Genomic DNA, 17,101 nt, shown 5'->3' on the forward strand with positions numbered 1-17,101 from the left:
GTGTCGCCAGACGCATTGCCCGGTAGCTAAGTTCGGAATTGATAACCGCTGAAAGCATCTAAGCGGGAAGCAAGCCTTGAGATGAGTTCTCCCTGGCGCTTTAAGCGTCCTAAAGGGTTGTCGTAGACTACGACGTTGATAGGCAGGGTGTGTAAGCGTTGTGAGGCGTTGAGCTAACCTGTACTAATTGCCCGTGAGGCTTAACCATACAACACCCAAGGGGTTTTGTGGGCTCAAAGCAAGAACAGAATTGAATGTGTAAGAAACAGAACGAAACCAGCTTTCCAAACTTTTTGTTTTCACTTTTTTAGAAAAAGTGAAAGTAAAACAGATAAACTTGCTTGAATGAGCGGGTTTAAAAAGAATTTGCTTGGCGACCATAGCGATTTGGACCCACCTGATTTCCATGCCGAACTCAGAAGTGAAACGAATTAGCGCCGATGGTAGTGTGGGGCTTCCCCATGTGAGAGTAGGACATCGCCAGGCTTTATTTGCTTATCTTGGTTATAGTTTGCATCTTTTGATGCTTGCGATACTCACATACATTTGTATGCTGCGTGTCTCAGCTCAAAATCTACAGCACATAACGCAAGATAATCTAAATAAAGCAAATCTTTATAAGACTTTGTTTAGATAACAATTTGTGGAGAGATGGCTGAGTGGTTGAAAGCACCGGTCTTGAAAACCGGCATACGTTAATAGCGTATCTAGGGTTCAAATCCCTATCTCTCCGCCACTATTGAGAAAGCCCGCTGAGAAATCAGCGGGCTTTTTTACGTCTATCGTAAATAAACAACCAGCGACCTTTGCGGCAAGATGATTTCTCTACCCTACTCTACTTCGCTATCGCTATTCGTGTTACTCGCCGAGCGAGTTGCAGACAATAAAAAGCCGATGCTAAGCATCGGCCAGGCGTAATAAATTGAAATTTAAGCGCGCTTGCTTGCCATTTCTTTTAGCGCTTGTTTTTCTTGTTGAGACAAGAAGGCTAACTCCAAGCCATTGATTTGAGCTTGGCGAATTTGCTCAGCACTTAAGCCTGCTTTTGGCGCTGCTACTTCATATTCATAAGGTAGTTCAATACCTTCAACAGCAGGGTCATCAGTATTTAGACAAGCTAATACACCGTTGTCCAAGAAAGTTTTAAGCGGGTGTTGGCTAAGCGAAGCAACCGTGCTGGTTTGAATATTGGAGGTAAGACAAGATTCGATACCGATACGGTGCTTGGCGAGATAATCCATCAGCTTTGGATCCTCAAGCGCTTTAACGCCGTGGCCAATGCGGGTCGCGCCTAATTCTTCAATCGCTTGCCACATGCTTTGTGCACCTGCGGCTTCACCCGCATGAACGGTCACGCTGAGCCCGGCATCTTTTACTTGCGAAAAATGCTTAACGAAGCGCTCTCCAGGCTGGCCAAGTTCATCACCTGCAAGGTCAACTGCAACAATCTTGTCTTTGTGGCTTAGAATCGCATCAAGCTCCTGCTGGCATGCTTCGGTGCCAAAGGTACGGCTCATAATACCGATAAGATTCGCTTTGATACCAAAATCTTTGCTACCCGCCTGTACACCGTCGATGACAGCCTCAACCACACCCTCAACAGGCAGTTGATGTCTCATCGCCATGTAATACGGAGAAAAGCGCAATTCCGCATAATCGATCTGCGCGTTGAGCGCGTCTTCAACATTTTCATAAGCGACGCGGCGGCAGGCATCCAGATCGCCAAGAACGGCGACACCCCAATCGAGCTTTGAAAGAAACGCAACTAATGAAGGCTCAGCTTCGACAATCTGCACATGTGGGGTTAAGTCTTTAATATTATTTGCAGGAAGAGCAATCCCAAATTTTTGCCCCAATTCCAAAATGGTTTGGGTGCGAATATTGCCATCAAGGTGGCGATGCAAATCAGTGACGGGGAGAGATTTGGTTATCATTATGATTATTCCAATTAAAGGTGATATTGATAAGTATAAAAACCCGAGCCCTCGCTGTCAGTAGCGAGGGCTGGCAAAAGTTCCTTTTGTGCTTGGATTTTAATCAGTGTTTACGAATTGTGTTGGCCACTCTTCATAGGGCATAGGGCGACTGTAAAGGAAACCTTGGCCTAGAGGACAATTGAGTTCAACCAGCATCTCGGCTTGTTTTTCCGTCTCGATCCCTTCGGCAACTAAATTGACATTCATGCCTTTGGTCATATTGATAATCGCGGCCACCACCGAATTGTCGAGCTCTTTATCGTTCAGTTTGTTGACGAACGTTCGGTCTATCTTCAAGCAGTTGAATGGCAATTTATGCAGGTAAGCAAGGGAGCTATAACCGGTACCAAAATCATCGATCGCGATATGCACATTGAGCTCGCGAATCGACTGCATGTTTTTGACAATAATAGGGTCATTATCGACGATACGTGACTCAGTAATTTCCAGTGTTAAATTTTCTGGTTGTAGACCTGTGCGTGTCAAAACGTGTTTGAGCGTATCGATAAAGTCGGGCATCGATAATTGATCGACGGATAAGTTGACGTGGAGATTAAAGTCGCTTTCCCATTTACCTTGCTGCATCCCTTTTACGGTATCGGAACAGGCTTTTGTCAGGATTTGTTTGCCGATTGGAGCGATTAATCCGCTTTCTTCAGCAATGGAAATAAACTCAAGCGGTGGAATGACGCCTTGATTAGAGTGCCAGCGTGCAAGCGCTTCCGCGCCAACGACACGGCCAGTTTTCAAGTCGACTATTGGCTGGTAATAAGGAACAAACTCTTCGTTTTCCAACGCGTCTTTAATTTTTGCCTGCATTTGTGTTTTGCGTCGCGAGAGGTCGGCCATTTCTGGTTTGTAATAGCTGATTTTTGTCGGCTCTTGTTTGGCATTGCTAAGCGCAATACTGCCGTTACGCAACCACAAGGTCATATTGGACGGTGATCCCTCAGCAACAATACCCACGGACACGTTTACCACGACATTTTCTTGCTGCATGCTGAAAGGCGAAGCAAACATCTTTTGGATGCGGTTCGCCATGAGGGACGCCTCAATCTTAATTGCGGGGTTATCGACATAAATAGCGAATTCATCGCCGCCAATACGAGCGATGTATGCATCTTTTTCAAACAGTGCTTTCAGGCGTTCGGAGATGATAACCAACAGTTGGTCACCTTTGTAATGACCGAGGCTGTCGTTAATATCACGGAACTTATTGATACCAATCAGGAATAAACAGCCATTGAGCTTGCGTAAATTATCACAGGTATCGATTAGCCCCTCGCGGCTATAAAGCTTGGTGAGTGAGTCATACAGCAGCTGTGAACGCAGTGCTTTAAAGGTGGCTTTTAGGTTGTTGGCCATTTCTGTAAACGCGTGAACCAGCATGGTCGTTTCATAAATGTGCCCCGGCTTTGGCATTTGGCTTTCCCAGTCGCCTTTGGCAAGGTTTCTCGCCGCGGTAGCGGTGGAAGTGATAGGCGCCGTCACTTTGTTAAAAGCAATCAGCCCCACCAAAATGCCAAGAAGACTGACGCATAAGCCAATCACCCAACTGTCTCGCTGGCTGCGCGCCAATTCGCCGAGTAGGTCTCCTTCAGGAATTACGACGCCGATGTACCATTTCAGGCCATATTGATCGATATAAGGGGTCACTCGGTTGAAGTAACGCTCTTCATCAAGCAAAAAGGTAAACTGGTCGACATCGCCAGGTTTAGGGAGGTCGGTTTGCATGATTTGTTGAGCGCTTTTACGAATCACAGGATTACTGTTTTCTGTCAGAAGTAAACGCTCACCTTTATCACTGTACTGTGTTCCCCAAGAGACAATACTTCCGGTAGAAGATTGAGCGATCAGGCGATGTTTGGGATCAAAGAGATAAATAAGCGCGTTGGTTTCTTTCTGCTTTTCACGCAGAAAAGCACTAAAGGTATCTATTTTAACATCGGTGACCATTACCCCGACAAAGCGCTGATCTTGAAAAACAGGGTTTAAGGCCGACAAGGTGATATCTTGTCGTTCATCAACATTTGCATAGATGGATGACCACATAGGGCGCTCTGTTTGGGCGACAGGCACATACCAAGGGCGAGTTCGTGGGTCATACTCAGGCACCAGCGAACGAATATCATCGTTGACTTCATCGCCACGATAGATAACCAGTTGATTGCGAGTACGGTCATCCTGAAGCATTAAGGTGTATCGGTCATTGAGTTCTTTACGAAAACCGACGTATTCACCATTGATACCACCAAAACCGATGGCGTCTATTTGCGGAATTTCTCGGTAGAGATTGCGAAAACCGCTGATTAGGTATTTTTCAATATCTTGAGTATTATCTTTGCGGTAAAACTGATTGAAACCTAACGTGTGGCTGAGTTGTAAACTGGCTTGAAATGGACGATTAAGGAAATTACGCAGCTCAAGGTTAACGTTTGAGGTCATGGTCGACAGCTGTTTAGTACTGACATCCGATACCATGGTTTCGTAGTTATTTTTTTGCACAATAACGATGATGCCAATGGCGAATAAAAAAATCAGGACAAAAGGAAAAACCACCGCTGTTTTTAACGTTATTTGATTTATTGTGCGCATAAAAAAGCTCTTAAGAAGCGTATGTATTCGTGTTGTACCACATGTAATAATGAATAGTAGGGAGAGATTTACAACTTTTTCATTATGTGACGAGTAACTTGGTACTTACAAGGTACAACACGAATTCGTGGGAGCAACCTTTAATAAAGCTCTTTTAGTTTTCTTGTCAGTGTATTTCTACCCCACCCCAATACTTTAGCGGCATCTTGCTTGTGTCCTTTAGTATGTTCTAAGGCCACTTCTAACAAAATGCGCTCAAACTCAGGGAGTGCAAATGCTAACAGTTCCGTTTCCCCTTGGGAAAGGGCTTTTTTCGCCCAATTGGCTAATTGTTGCTGCCAGCTGACTTCATCAGAGAAATGGTGCAGTGATTTTTCTTCAAGAAGCTCCGAAGGCAAGTCACTCGGGAGAATTTCACTACCACTTGCCATTACGGTTAGCCAGCGACAGATATTTTCCAGTTGGCGCACGTTACCTGGCCAATCGAGCTGGTTAAGAATCTCTACGGTCGATGGATGAAGTGTTTTGACATCGACCCCTAACTCCTCTGAAGCCAGAGCCAAGAAATGCAGCGTCAGCTTTTCAATATCTTGGCGACGTTCGCGCAGCGATGGAATATGGATACGAATGACATTAAGACGGTGGAAAAGGTCTTCACGAAAATCCCCTTCATGGACCAGCTTTTCAAGATTTTGGTGGGTTGCTGCGACGATACGAACGTCGACTTTAATCGCAGAATGACCACCCACACGATAAAATTGTCCATCGGCCAAGACACGTAACAAGCGAGTTTGAATATCGAGTGGCATATCACCGATTTCATCAAGAAACAGTGTCCCGCCGTTGGCTTGCTCGAAGCGACCTTGACGAATATTATTGGCACCCGTGAACGCGCCTTTTTCGTGGCCGAACAGCTCTGATTCAATCAGGTCTTTAGGAATGGCGGCCATATTGAGGGCAATAAATGGCTTTTGCGCACGGGGACTGTGGCGATGCAGTGCTTGTGCAACTAGCTCTTTACCAGTACCGGATTCACCGTTAATCAATACGGAAATCGATGAGCGAGATAGGCGGCCGATAGCGCGAAACACCTCTTGCATCGCAGGCGCTTCACCAATGATTTCTGGTGCTGCATAAGTATGCGTTTCTTCTTTCGCTTGTTCTTGCTTTTGCTCGTGACTGTGAGTGACGGCACGCTCCACCAAGGTCAGGGTTTCGTCGACATCAAAGGGCTTAGGTAAGTACTCAAATGCCCCTTTTTGATACGCGTTGACCGCTGCATCGAGATCGGAGTGCGCGGTCATAATGATAACCGGTAGCTCCGGATAGCTGTTGTTCACTTGTGCCAGTAACTCGATGCCATCGATGCCTGGCATGCGAATATCGGAGATCAGTACATCTGGCGTTTCACGTTCTAACGCCAGTAATACGCTTTCCGCATCGGAAAAGGTCTCACATTTGATATCGGCCGAGGATAATGTTTTCTCCATTACCCAGCGGATTGAGCTGTCATCGTCTACGACCCAGACATATCCCTTACTCATAATTGAATTCCTTACAGCAATGCGATGCCTTTAAATCGGCAAATAAATCGTAAAAATGGTTCTTCCTGGCCAGCTTTCAACGTCAATCTTGCCGTTGTGCTGGTCAATTAAGTTCTGTGCAATTGAAAGTCCTAACCCGGTACCGCCTTCGCGGCCACTGACCATCGGATAGAACAAGGTGTCTTGAAGCTCTGTGGGTATACCTGGCCCGTTATCAATAATTTCAATGCGCGCCGCCAGTTTACAGCGCTGACCATGGATATTGGCTTGATGCACTGTTCTGGTGCGAATGCGGATTTCTCCGTGTTCTTGCTTGGAGAGAATCTCTGCCGCGTTGCTGACGATATTAAGCAGTGCTTGTTCTATCTGATCCGGATCCATCAATATATCGGGCAGACTCGGGTCGTAGTCACGTTCAATGACGACGGATTTACCAATATCCAACTCCACCAGTTGGCGAACTTTCTCGATCAGTAAGTGCAAGTTGATCGGTTTCTTTTTCCCCGGTTTTTGAGGGCCAAGTAGACGATCAACCAGCGAACGCAGGCGATCGGCCTGTTCAATAATAATTTGGGTATATTCGGTCAGTGATTCATCGGGCAAAGTGCGTTCTAAGAGCTGCGCTGCGCCACGTAAGCCACCAAGCGGGTTTTTAATTTCATGAGCCAGTCCTCGCACTAATAGTTTGGCGGCTTGCTGTTGCGCATGTTGGTTGAGCTCCTGCGTTAGGCGGCGCTGCTGGCCAATTTTGCGCATCTCAATCAGCAACATCAGCTCTTTTTCCCAAGAGATAGGGCTGACGGTCACCTCCAGCATTAATGGTTTCCCATCGACGACAAACGTCACATCGCTATCGGTAATGCTTTGCCCACTTTGTAGAGGCTGGGAAAGAAGCGCGAGATCAAGCGAGGCGTGTTGAATAAGATTCGATAACGGCTGGTCAACAATACGTTTCGCACTTTGAGAAAAAAGCTGCTCTGCGGCAGGGTTGGCGTAACGCACCAATAGTGACTCTTCCATGATTAATGTGGCGGTCACTAAGTTGTCTAGAATGATGTCACTTAGCTTTGGACTCACAGTTGATATCCTTGTCAATGTATCATTAGGGTGCACTGCCCTAATATGGTGCACTGTATTTTCCCAAGTATGGCGCATAACCTGTTTAAGCTGAAGCTTAATTCCAATAAGCCTTGTTAATTTAAGACCTTAGACAACATGCAAAAATCAGGGTCTGCATATGCACCGTGATTCCCCTCAATGATGCAATAAGCTTGCCGTATCTAACGATCTGAAATTAATACAATTGGTTGACATTTTTGCCAATAACGATGGTTATTGAAGACAAATACGATTTGAGAGTGATATGACGTTATTAAGCATTTTGTGGCATAAAAATGCGCCACTTTGGTGGGTCAATACATCACCACGCAGTGGTTAGTGCTGAATCATTATATGGTGTTCTTTTTTGGTGAGGAGTGCTTCGCCAGTTTACCGTCATGGTGCTTTGAGGTAAAAAAAAGCTCGCCATTGGCGAGCTTTTCAAATCACTTAACGCTTATACAGAGTAGTAAAGTTCAAACTCAACTGGGTGAGTTGTCATGTTTACTTTCTCTACGTCGCCAGATTTTAGAGCGATGTAAGAGTCGATAAAGTCGTCAGAGAATACGCCGCCAGCAGTTAGGAACTCACGGTCTGCATCAAGTGCGTCTAGAGCGCCTTTGAAAGATTCAGCAACAGTTGGGATTTCTGCGGCTTCTTCTGCTGGTAGATCGTACAAATCTTTATCCATTGCATCACCAGGGTGGATCTTGTTCTTAATACCGTCAAGACCAGCCATAAGTAGCGCAGAGAACGCTAGGTATGGGTTTGCTGTTGGATCTGGGAAACGAACTTCGATACGACGAGCTTTAGGGCTTGGTACCACTGGGATACGGATTGATGCAGAGCGGTTACGTGCAGAGTAAGCAAGCATAACAGGTGCTTCGAATCCAGGAACCAAACGCTTGTAAGAGTTGGTTGATGCGTTTGCAAATGCGTTGATTGCGCGAGCGTGTTTGATAACACCACCGATGTAGTACAGTGCTGTTTCAGATAGACCGCCGTACTTGTCGCCAGCGAATAGGTTAACACCGTCTTTCGCTAGAGATTGGTGAACGTGCATGCCGCTACCGTTATCGCCTACAAGTGGTTTAGGCATAAAGGTTGCTGTTTTACCAAATGCGTGAGCAACGTTATGAACAACGTATTTGTAGATTTGGATTTCGTCAGCTTTGCTGGTTAGCGTGTTGAAGCGAGTTGCGATTTCGTTTTGACCCGCAGTTGCTACTTCGTGGTGGTGTGCTTCTACAACAAGACCCATTTCTTCCATGATCAGACACATAGCAGAACGGATATCTTGTGATGAATCAACAGGTTGTACTGGGAAGTAACCACCTTTCACGCCAGGACGGTGACCTTTGTTGCCTTCTTCGTAGTCGGTATCAGAGTTCCAGCTTGCTTCGACATCGTCGATTTTGTAGTAAGAACCAGACATATCTGATTTGAACTTCACATCATCAAATAGGAAGAATTCTGGTTCTGGGCCCACCAATACAGTGTCAGCGATACCGGTTGAACGCATGTACTCTTCTGCACGGTGTGCGATAGAGCGTGGGTCACGGTCGTAACCTTGCATTGTTGAAGGCTCAAGAATGTCACAACGGATATTTAGCGTTGCTTCTTCTGTAAATGGGTCTAGAACGGCTGTGGTTGCATCCGGCATCATCACCATGTCAGATTCGTTGATACCTTTCCAACCTGCAACAGATGAGCCGTCAAACATCTTACCTTCTTCGAAGAAGTCTGCGTCAACTTGATGCGCAGGGATAGAGACGTGTTGCTCTTTACCTTTCGTGTCGGTAAAACGCAGGTCAATAAACTTAACTTCGTTTTCTTGGATCAGCGATAAAACATTTTCTACTGACATCTTGGATAACCTCCAGTGTTATTAAAGCGGTGAAAGCCGAATTCCTTTTGAATCCAGCATTGATTAATTTCATCTCAATTTAATTAATCGATGCTATTTTCCGTAAAGCTAATTCCATGCCAGAAAACAATTTTCATATAAATCAGCATGTTGTGAAATTTATGCCCATTTTCGGGCAAATGCGTGCACCACAATGATCCTTTTATGCACCATTTGTGTGCGTTTTATGTGTTGTGTGCACCATGATGTGACATTTTGAAAAATCATTGAGCCTTTTAATAACCGCTTTGTCAATGTGGACAAGGTCGGAAAAAACCGAATTTGATGCATATTTATCGCAATGCTGGCAACACTCAGCAAAAAGCACAGGGTTAGATCACATATTTCTAGGCTTTTCTCTAAAATCTGGTACATTACGGACGTTTTTTTAATCAAGTGAGCATGCCTTTTAACGGTTACAATTAGAAGATGTGCTTCTTATACCGAGTGAATCGAATTCCATGACTACTCCACAGATTGATAAATTAAGAAATATCGCGATCATCGCGCACGTTGACCACGGTAAAACCACGCTGGTAGACAAACTACTTCAGCAATCCGGTACCCTAGAGTCTCGCGGTGAAATCGAAGAGCGAGTCATGGACTCGAACGACATCGAAAAAGAACGTGGTATCACCATCTTGGCGAAAAATACGGCGATCAACTGGAATGATTACCGCATTAACATCGTTGATACCCCTGGACACGCGGACTTCGGTGGTGAAGTTGAGCGTATCATGTCAATGGTTGATAGTGTTCTGCTGATTGTTGATGCCGTTGATGGCCCAATGCCACAAACTCGTTTCGTAACGCAAAAAGCGTTTGCTCATGGCTTGAAGCCGATTGTCGTTATCAACAAAATCGATCGTCCGGGCGCACGCCCTGACTGGGTAATGGACCAAGTGTTTGACCTGTTTGATAACCTAGGTGCCAGTGATGAGCAGCTTGATTTCCAAGTCGTTTATGCTTCAGCGCTAAATGGTTGGGCGAGTTTAGAAGAAGGCGAAACGGGCGAAAACATGGAGCCGTTGTTTGAAGCGATCGTTGAGAACGTTGATGCGCCAAATGTTGACCTAGAAAGCCCACTGCAGATGCAGATCTCTCAGCTCGACTACAGCTCTTATGTTGGGGTTATTGGTGTTGCTCGTGTGACTCGCGGTACTGTTAAACCAAACCAACAAGTAACAATCGTTGGCGCAGATGGCAAAAAACGTAACGGTAAAGTGGGTACGGTTTTGGGTTATTTGGGCCTTGAGCGTCATGAAGTTGACCAGGCTAACGCGGGTGACATTATTGCGATTACCGGTCTTGGTGAGCTCAAAATTTCTGACACCATCTGTGATCCAAACGCAGTTGAAGCGATGACACCGCTGTCAGTTGATGAACCGACCGTTACCATGACCTTCCAGGTCAACACGTCGCCATTTGCAGGTAAAGAAGGTAAGTTCGTCACTTCGCGTAATATTCTTGAGCGTCTTGAGAAAGAATTGGTGCACAACGTAGCGCTGCGTGTTGAGCAAACTGACGATCCAGATAAATTCCGTGTATCAGGCCGTGGTGAGCTTCACCTTTCTATCCTGATCGAAAACATGCGCCGTGAAGGCTTCGAGCTTGCTGTTTCTCGTCCTGAAGTGATCATCAAAGAAGAAGATGGTCAAAAAATGGAACCGTTTGAAACCGTGACTATCGACGTGCTTGAAGAGCACCAAGGTGGCATCATGGAAAACATCGGTCTGCGTAAAGGTGAACTGAAAGACATGGCGCCAGATGGCAAAGGCCGTGTACGCATGGACTTCATCATGCCATCTCGTGGTCTGATTGGTTTCCAAACCGAGTTCATGACACTCACCTCTGGTTCAGGCCTACTGTACCATACGTTTGATCACTACGGTCCTCACAAAGGCGGTACTATTGGTCAACGTAACAATGGTGTACTGATTTCTAACGCCACTGGTAAAGCACTGACTTACGCACTGTTTAACCTTCAAGAGCGCGGCCGTTTGTTCGCTGAACACGCTGACGAAGTGTATGAAGGCCAAGTTATCGGTATTCACAACCGTTCAAACGACCTAACAGTTAACTGTTTGAAAGGTAAGCAGCTAACGAACGTTCGTGCTTCAGGTACCGATGACGCACAAGTTCTGTCTCCGGCGATTAAGTACACACTAGAGCAAGCTCTAGAGTTTATCGATGACGATGAATTGGTTGAAGTGACGCCAGAAAACATCCGTATTCGTAAGCGTTACTTGACGGAAAATGACCGTAAACGTGCTGGACGTGGTGCGAAGTAACTTCGCCAAGTAAGCCGTTATTGTTAGGCCCCGGATTGTGAGCAATTCGGGGCTTTTTCTATTGGTTAATAGGCAAATGAAGCATGAAAAAGGTGATCATTAGTGGTGGGCCTGGCGCAGGGAAAACCACTTTAATTGAGTACTTGGCTCATAGGGGCTTTCATACGTTTTCTGAGGTGCCCCGCCAGCTTATCGAAGTCCAAAGCCAGCGTGTGGATGGCATTCTCCCTTGGCATGATTTACCGGCCTTTGCTCAATTGTGCCTAGATGCTATGTGTCAACATAAGCAGCAGGCGGAGGCCCTGCCTCTGGCATTTTTTGATCGCGCGATTGGTGATATTTGTGGCTACCTGACTCTGGGCGGCTTTACACCCGATGAGGCGTATCTTCAAGCCAGCCAAGACTACTATCCGCAAGTCTTTGTTTGTCGCCCGCAGGCGGCTATCTATGTACAAGATGAGATTCGTCCATATCCGTTTGAACAGGCCCTAGACATTCATCGACAACTGGTACAAAGCTATCAGGTGTTAGGGTATGAAGTGGTTGAGGTGCCTTGGGCGAGTGTCGAGCAACGCAGTGAATTTATACTGAGCTACGTGCAATAATAAAAAAGCATGGCCGAAACCATGCTTTGATGTTTAGTCCAACGTTGGATTATTTATCATTTAAATGTGCAATGAACTTATCGGATTCAGCAATCGCCGCATTCATTTGTTTAATCGCATTTTGAATATCAAGTTCTAGATTTGAGAACTCACCTTGTAATGAACCAATCGCACTGGCGTTAAGGTTATGCTTTAGATACAGCGTATTATCGCGTAGTGTGTCGAGAACTGGATTCATTTTTTGCTCAGCGCGTTTCATGGCACTAATCATACTTTGGTAAGATGATTGGGTGTTGCGCATTTTGGCTTGGCTCTTGCTGCGTAAAGAGGCGTTAGAGTACAGCTCAAGCTCTTCTTGCCACTCTTCAAATAGGGCGCTAGAGACATCTTCAATAGCGGCAATACGGTCACGGACGTCCTGCGCGGCCGCTTCACTGTCTTCGTATTCTGCATTGATTTTGTTGTACATAGCTTCGAGTTCACCACCATCGTAATTGGTGAGTGCTGAAAGCGCTTCAAGTGCGCTGGAAAACTCTTCTTGAGCATCTTGTTGAGACTCTTTGGCATCTTCGACGCGATCAACCATAATATCGCGCTTGTGGTAACCCACTTGTTCCATGGCAGAGTAGTAGGCAGATTGGCAACCCGTCAGTGTGACGAGAGAGATGAGGATGGCTAACAAGTAAGGCATGATGAATTTCTTTCCGTTTTTAAGTGAATAGTCAAACCAGCCTCGGGCTACACTAGAGCTTTGAGGCACAGATTGTTAGGTAATAGCATGAACCACAGACTCAGCAGTTACAAGATGAAAACTGCCGCGTTCGCAAGACTCAGCGTGCGATTCTTTCGCCACCTATTTGCGAGGGTAATGCATGATCGAGTGAGCGTCAGTGCCGGTTATATGGCCTATATAACATTGTTGTCACTAGTGCCGATGTTAACGGTTCTGTTCTCGGTCCTATCGACATTTGAATTGTTTGCGAATAGCGCAGATGTCATTCAAGAGTTTGTGATCACTCATTTCGTGCCAGCCGCGGGAGAAGCCGTCAGTACCGCGCTGAGTGAATTTATTCAGAATACCGGGAAAATGACCGCGGTAGGCAGTTTGTTTTTGTTTATCACTGCCTTAATGCTGATTTCTAATATCGATAAGAACTTAAATTATATTTGGCGTGCGCGTGGTCAGCGACAAATTATGTTTTCTTTTGCTATGTATTGGATGGTGATCACGCTGGGCCCGATTTTGGTTGGAACCAGCATTGCGGTCACCTCTTACATTACGTCACTGAAGTTGATCGAGAACGAAACCTTGTCTGGCTTATACAGTGGATTATTACCATGGCTCCCTGTATTTCTGTCGTTCTGCGCGTTTATGGGGCTGTATCTATTGGTGCCCAATAAAACTGTGCGCTTTGTCCATGCGGTGATCGGCTCGGCCACTTCGGCCATTTTATTTGAACTGATCAAAAATGGTTTTGCATTTTACATTACTCAATTTCCATCTTATCAGTTGATTTACGGCACGTTGGCTGCCATTCCGATTTTGTTCGTTTGGGTCTACTTATGCTGGTTTATTGTGTTAATTGGTGCAGAAGTGACGGCCAGTTTGGGTGAACACGAGCAATGGGCGAAACCTCAACTCGTGGTAGACTCAGACAGCGAACAATCACAATAAGCACAACCTAGGAGTAATGATGATCGCTTTGATTCAGCGTGTGAGCGAAGCTGCCGTCAAGGTAGATGGCGAGATTGTCGGTGCCATTGACCAAGGCTTGTTGGTCTTGCTCGGGGTCGAAAAAGAGGATGATGAAGCCAAAGCGAAGCGCTTGGTTGAGCGGGTTGCCACCTATCGCGTATTCGAAGATGAGGCGGGAAAAATGAACCTCAACGTCCAGCAAGTGAATGGTCAGGTGTTGGTGGTGTCGCAATTTACGCTACCAGCCGACACCAAAAAAGGCACGCGTGCCGGATTTTCGCGTGGTGCTCACCCCGCAGATGCGCAGCGTCTATATGATTACTTTGCCGATCAGTGCCAAAGTGTGCTGCCTACAGAGCGCGGCCGATTCGCAGCCGAAATGAAAGTCTCTTTAGTGAATGACGGTCCTGTCACTTTTTGGTTACAAGTCTAATATAAGTTCAGGGATGACAGCCTGCGTTGCAACAGTGCCAGGCTGAATAATTTAAGGGATAACTATGTTTAAACTGATTACCCCCAAAACGGATAACCAGCTCAATAAGTACTACCATTTTCGCTGGCAAATGCTACGTGAGCCGTGGCGTATGCCGATTGGCTCTGAGCGTGATGAATACGATGCCACCAGCCATCACCGTATGATTACGGACAGCCGTGGTCGCCCAATCGCCATTGGACGCTTATACATCACCCCAGATAACGACGCCCAAGTGCGCTATATGGCGGTCAAAGGGAATCGCCGTAATAAAGGGATGGGATCGCTGCTTTTGGTGGCGCTGGAGTCTCTGGCGCTCAAAGAAGGTGCGAAGCGATTGGTATGTAGCGCTCGCGAAGATGCGATCGCTTTTTATGAAAAAAATGGCTTTGAACGCAGAGGTGAGCTCAACGATGAGCGTGGTCCGGTGCGCCATCAGCAGATGGTCAAGCCGCTTAATCCAATGTCCAATGTATTGCGCAATCCTGAATGGTGCGCAGAACTGCAAGCGCGCTGGGAGACACAAATCCCGATCAGCGACAAAATGGGCATTAAAATCAATCAATACAACGGCTATCAATTTGAGTGTAGCGCGCAGCTCAACCCGAACCTCAATCCGCACAACACCATGTTTGCGGGATCAGCGTTTACCCTCGCAACCTTAACAGGCTGGGGAATGACCTGGCTATTGATGAAAGAGCGTGGACTGAGCGCCGATATCGTATTGGCTGACAGCCGCATACGTTATAGCCACCCCGTTGAGCACAGCCCAGTTGCATCCACCACTCTGGATGGCATTAGTGGCGATTTAGATCGTCTCGAGTCTGGACGTAAAGCACGTATCGTCATTCATGTCGTGATATATAGCGATGATGTGCCAGCGGTTGAATTTACTGGCACCTATATGCTACTTCCTAACTATCAATCGATGATTGCGGCGTCAGAGGTGTGATCTTCCGCTGCTGAGCTTTGCTGTAATTTGGCGCTCGGTGCGGGATCAGGTAACACACTGGGACACGATTTGGAGATGGCCTTTAGGGTACCCGTAGCGAGATTGGCATGAAATTTACCGCACTCACCGTCAATGGTTAATGCGAGGGTGCTCGATTGCTGATTTACTAAGTCTAGCTCCCCAAGCAATGACGCACCCTCAGAGGCCTCTGAACGCACTGTCATTCGTCCGCGATCGGCGTGGAGGTTGATGGTACTAAACTCAAATTGACTGCGCGCCGGAGTGGCTTCAACCGTGACAGGCATTTGAATTTGCCCTTCGCGAATCGAGCCAGCGATGTCACCGGATAAAGAGTGAGCTAACATCGAGTCATCGCCCGCTAAGCCGCGTAGTGTCGCATTAAACTCAGCAAATCCACTCAGCTCGACTGGGGTTGAAAAGTAGCGCTGCCCCAAACTCAGTGGAAGGCCATCTCCGGTCGCGGTTAGGGTCCAAGGTTGGCTGATGGCATTGAGGTCACCACTCGCCACGAGATCCACATATCCTTGTCTTAGCGGTACAAATAACCGATCGATCTGCCAGCGACCTTGATCCGCTGAAAGCTCTACAATCCCCTGCGAGCCATAGACTTGGTCGTAACTTAGGTTATTCGCAGACAGCTCAGCTTGTCCACTCCATAGCCCGAGCTGGTGGTGTTCAACCAAACTCAGTTGCGAGCCTGAGGCGTTAATCCCGGTTAATTGCCAATACGGTGCGAGATCGGTTTGGATGATCTGTCCGCGTTGTACGTTGAGTTGATCGAGTTTGACGTAGCTAAAGCGCTTTAACCATTGACGAACGTGCTGTACGTAGTGCTCACTTCGCTCAAGGATTTTGACATCGCTCAGATTGAGATGATGAAAAATCAGTTCTTCTGGCGTGATGGTAGCGGCTAATTGTAAGCGGCCCTGTTCAAACTCAGTATCAAAATCTTCAATCTCAATACGCTGATTGGCAAAAGCGATATTGGCGCTTGGTTCGATAAAGCGCCATTGTTCGCCATCTAGGCTTTCGGCATTAAAGGAGATGCTCGCTTTTGGCTGCTGATACAGAGAGTGGTTGAGGTCGATATCCTCTAGCGAGATATCGGCGTTATTAAAGCGGTAGCCTTGCAGCGTAAAAGAACTATTGAGTAGGTCTAAGCTATTGATGTGAAATAGGTGATGAGTATACGGTGACCATAAATCCAATAGATCTAACAGCGGTTGATTGTCGGCAAGTTGTAATTGATTGATGGTGGCGTTAACCAGAGACCAGCCTTGAGAATACTGCTCTGCTTGGCCGGAAATCATCGCGTCACGCCAATGAAAAGACGCGCCATAGATAGTGCTATTTTGTTGGCGATATTCTGCGTCAATAAGAATATCACTCAGTGTTTGGTCATGGATTCTCCATACCCCAGCCGAAATTTGTAGATTGCCATAAGGCAGAGTTTGCTGAGTGCTCAACCATTGCGGTTTTTGCACTTGAATACTCAGTTCATGAATCTGCCAGTTTTGTGCGGTGAGCTTGAGGTTTTTGATCGCCAACTGCTGAGTATCAATATGACGAGCGTCTTGTGCTATATCGGATAGCTGCTCGGTGGTGAGATCCAATCCGTCAAGTAGAATACTGTCGAATTGCCACTCACCATCAAGCCACTTCGGCACAGATAGCCATGCCTGAACTTGGTCAACTTGAATCGTGGATTTTTCCAATTGAACGTGGTTGAGCGTGAAGTGGGCAGGATATTGGTATTCAATCCGCTGGGCGTGAATGGTGATCGGCGCATATTGCAGCAGTCGGTTAACCAGTGGTGTGGCATAAGGGGTGTAAAGCGCGCCAAAAGCTGCGCTAAGCACAACAGCCAGCAGCAACAATAACCACAGTAACCCGAATCCTGCTTTTTTCATTCTTTTGTTGTACCTCGTCAGCGATGATGATCTAG

12 protein-coding genes, 1 tRNA gene and 2 rRNA genes are annotated in these 17,101 nt (G+C 46.5%); 8 read left to right on the forward strand and 7 right to left on the reverse strand.

Annotation, left to right across the window (positions count from 1 at the left end):
* The 3 genes from ACFFUV_RS15170 to ACFFUV_RS15180 all read left to right on the forward strand — a co-directional run.
* A 23S ribosomal RNA gene (locus ACFFUV_RS15170) occupies positions 1-208 on the forward strand; the annotation flags it as partial.
* A 161-nt stretch (positions 209-369) separates the two neighbouring features.
* Positions 370-486 (forward strand): 5S ribosomal RNA (gene rrf / locus ACFFUV_RS15175).
* A gap of 159 nt (positions 487-645) precedes the next feature.
* Positions 646-736: transfer RNA gene (locus ACFFUV_RS15180), tRNA-Ser, on the forward strand.
* A gap of 193 nt (positions 737-929) precedes the next feature.
* On the opposite strand, the gene add is transcribed toward ACFFUV_RS15180, so the two are convergent.
* From add to glnA, 5 genes are all read right to left on the reverse strand, one after another.
* Positions 930-1,934 (reverse strand): adenosine deaminase, encoded by a 1,005-nt coding sequence (gene add, locus ACFFUV_RS15185; RefSeq protein ID WP_390194428.1) that lies wholly within the window; start codon positions 1,932-1,934, stop codon positions 930-932.
* Positions 1,935-2,033: 99 nt separating this feature from the next.
* Positions 2,034-4,571 carry a phosphodiesterase GepA gene (gene gepA, locus ACFFUV_RS15190; RefSeq protein ID WP_390194430.1) on the reverse strand — a complete coding sequence of 846 codons (2,538 nt, stop codon included), beginning with the start codon at positions 4,569-4,571 and terminating at the stop codon, positions 2,034-2,036.
* 140 nt (positions 4,572-4,711) lie between these two features.
* Positions 4,712-6,115, reverse strand: coding sequence for a nitrogen regulation protein NR(I) (gene glnG / locus ACFFUV_RS15195; RefSeq protein WP_390194432.1), 1,404 nt, complete (start codon positions 6,113-6,115; stop codon positions 4,712-4,714).
* A gap of 30 nt (positions 6,116-6,145) precedes the next feature.
* Positions 6,146-7,192, reverse strand: a complete 1,047-nt coding sequence (glnL, locus tag ACFFUV_RS15200; protein WP_390194434.1) for a nitrogen regulation protein NR(II) — start codon at positions 7,190-7,192, stop codon at positions 6,146-6,148.
* Between the two features lie 478 nt (positions 7,193-7,670).
* Complete coding sequence (glnA, locus tag ACFFUV_RS15205; protein ID WP_390194435.1) at positions 7,671-9,080, reverse strand: glutamate--ammonia ligase; 1,410 nt, start codon at positions 9,078-9,080, stop codon at positions 7,671-7,673.
* 500 nt (positions 9,081-9,580) lie between these two features.
* Here glnA and typA point away from each other — a divergent pair, with 500 nt between their 5' ends.
* The gene (gene typA / locus ACFFUV_RS15210; RefSeq protein WP_390194437.1) at positions 9,581-11,410 is read left to right on the forward strand and encodes a translational GTPase TypA; all 1,830 of its coding nucleotides are present in this window, start codon (positions 9,581-9,583) and stop codon (positions 11,408-11,410) included.
* Positions 11,411-11,493: 83 nt separating this feature from the next.
* Complete coding sequence (locus ACFFUV_RS15215; protein ID WP_390194439.1) at positions 11,494-12,015, forward strand: AAA family ATPase; 522 nt, start codon at positions 11,494-11,496, stop codon at positions 12,013-12,015.
* A gap of 49 nt (positions 12,016-12,064) precedes the next feature.
* On the opposite strand, the gene ACFFUV_RS15220 is transcribed toward ACFFUV_RS15215, so the two are convergent.
* Positions 12,065-12,706 carry a DUF2959 domain-containing protein gene (locus ACFFUV_RS15220; protein WP_390194441.1) on the reverse strand — a complete coding sequence of 214 codons (642 nt, stop codon included), beginning with the start codon at positions 12,704-12,706 and terminating at the stop codon, positions 12,065-12,067.
* 87 nt (positions 12,707-12,793) lie between these two features.
* On the opposite strand from ACFFUV_RS15220, the gene ACFFUV_RS15225 reads away from it, so the two are divergent.
* The 3 genes from ACFFUV_RS15225 (at position 12,794) to ACFFUV_RS15235 (ending at position 15,135) form a co-directional block, all read left to right on the forward strand.
* Positions 12,794-13,690 carry a virulence factor BrkB family protein gene (locus tag ACFFUV_RS15225; RefSeq protein WP_390194443.1) on the forward strand — a complete coding sequence of 299 codons (897 nt, stop codon included), beginning with the start codon at positions 12,794-12,796 and terminating at the stop codon, positions 13,688-13,690.
* A gap of 19 nt (positions 13,691-13,709) precedes the next feature.
* Positions 13,710-14,144: a D-aminoacyl-tRNA deacylase gene (dtd, locus tag ACFFUV_RS15230; protein WP_390194688.1), complete on the forward strand. Its 435-nt coding sequence runs from the start codon at positions 13,710-13,712 to the stop codon at positions 14,142-14,144.
* A 64-nt stretch (positions 14,145-14,208) separates the two neighbouring features.
* Positions 14,209-15,135, forward strand: coding sequence for a bifunctional GNAT family N-acetyltransferase/hotdog fold thioesterase (locus ACFFUV_RS15235; protein WP_390194444.1), 927 nt, complete (start codon positions 14,209-14,211; stop codon positions 15,133-15,135).
* On the opposite strand, the gene ACFFUV_RS15240 is transcribed toward ACFFUV_RS15235, so the two are convergent.
* Positions 15,105-17,066, reverse strand: a complete 1,962-nt coding sequence (locus ACFFUV_RS15240; protein WP_390194445.1) for an AsmA family protein — start codon at positions 17,064-17,066, stop codon at positions 15,105-15,107. The two genes, ACFFUV_RS15235 and ACFFUV_RS15240, sit on opposite strands and share 31 nt — an antisense overlap.
* Between the last annotated feature and the right edge of the window lie 35 nt (positions 17,067-17,101).

Source organism: Vibrio olivae (assembly GCF_042428525.1).
Lineage (GTDB): Bacteria > Pseudomonadota > Gammaproteobacteria > Enterobacterales > Vibrionaceae > Vibrio > Vibrio olivae.

What these genes read in the sequence shown, in the direction of transcription:
- ACFFUV_RS15240 (WP_390194445.1), bottom strand. Translation starts at nt 17,066, where the DNA reads ATGAAAAAAGCAGGATTCGGGTTACTGTGGTTATTGTTGCTGCTGGCT.
- ACFFUV_RS15235 (WP_390194444.1), top strand. Translation starts at nt 14,209, where the DNA reads ATGTTTAAACTGATTACCCCCAAAACGGATAACCAGCTCAATAAGTAC.
- ACFFUV_RS15215 (WP_390194439.1), top strand. Translation starts at nt 11,494, where the DNA reads ATGAAAAAGGTGATCATTAGTGGTGGGCCTGGCGCAGGGAAAACCACT.
- glnA (WP_390194435.1), bottom strand. Translation starts at nt 9,080, where the DNA reads ATGTCAGTAGAAAATGTTTTATCGCTGATCCAAGAAAACGAAGTTAAG.
- ACFFUV_RS15225 (WP_390194443.1), top strand. Translation starts at nt 12,794, where the DNA reads ATGAACCACAGACTCAGCAGTTACAAGATGAAAACTGCCGCGTTCGCA.
- typA (WP_390194437.1), top strand. Translation starts at nt 9,581, where the DNA reads ATGACTACTCCACAGATTGATAAATTAAGAAATATCGCGATCATCGCG.
- gepA (WP_390194430.1), bottom strand. Translation starts at nt 4,571, where the DNA reads ATGCGCACAATAAATCAAATAACGTTAAAAACAGCGGTGGTTTTTCCT.
- add (WP_390194428.1), bottom strand. Translation starts at nt 1,934, where the DNA reads ATGATAACCAAATCTCTCCCCGTCACTGATTTGCATCGCCACCTTGAT.
- ACFFUV_RS15220 (WP_390194441.1), bottom strand. Translation starts at nt 12,706, where the DNA reads ATGCCTTACTTGTTAGCCATCCTCATCTCTCTCGTCACACTGACGGGT.
- glnG (WP_390194432.1), bottom strand. Translation starts at nt 6,115, where the DNA reads ATGAGTAAGGGATATGTCTGGGTCGTAGACGATGACAGCTCAATCCGC.
- dtd (WP_390194688.1), top strand. Translation starts at nt 13,710, where the DNA reads ATGATCGCTTTGATTCAGCGTGTGAGCGAAGCTGCCGTCAAGGTAGAT.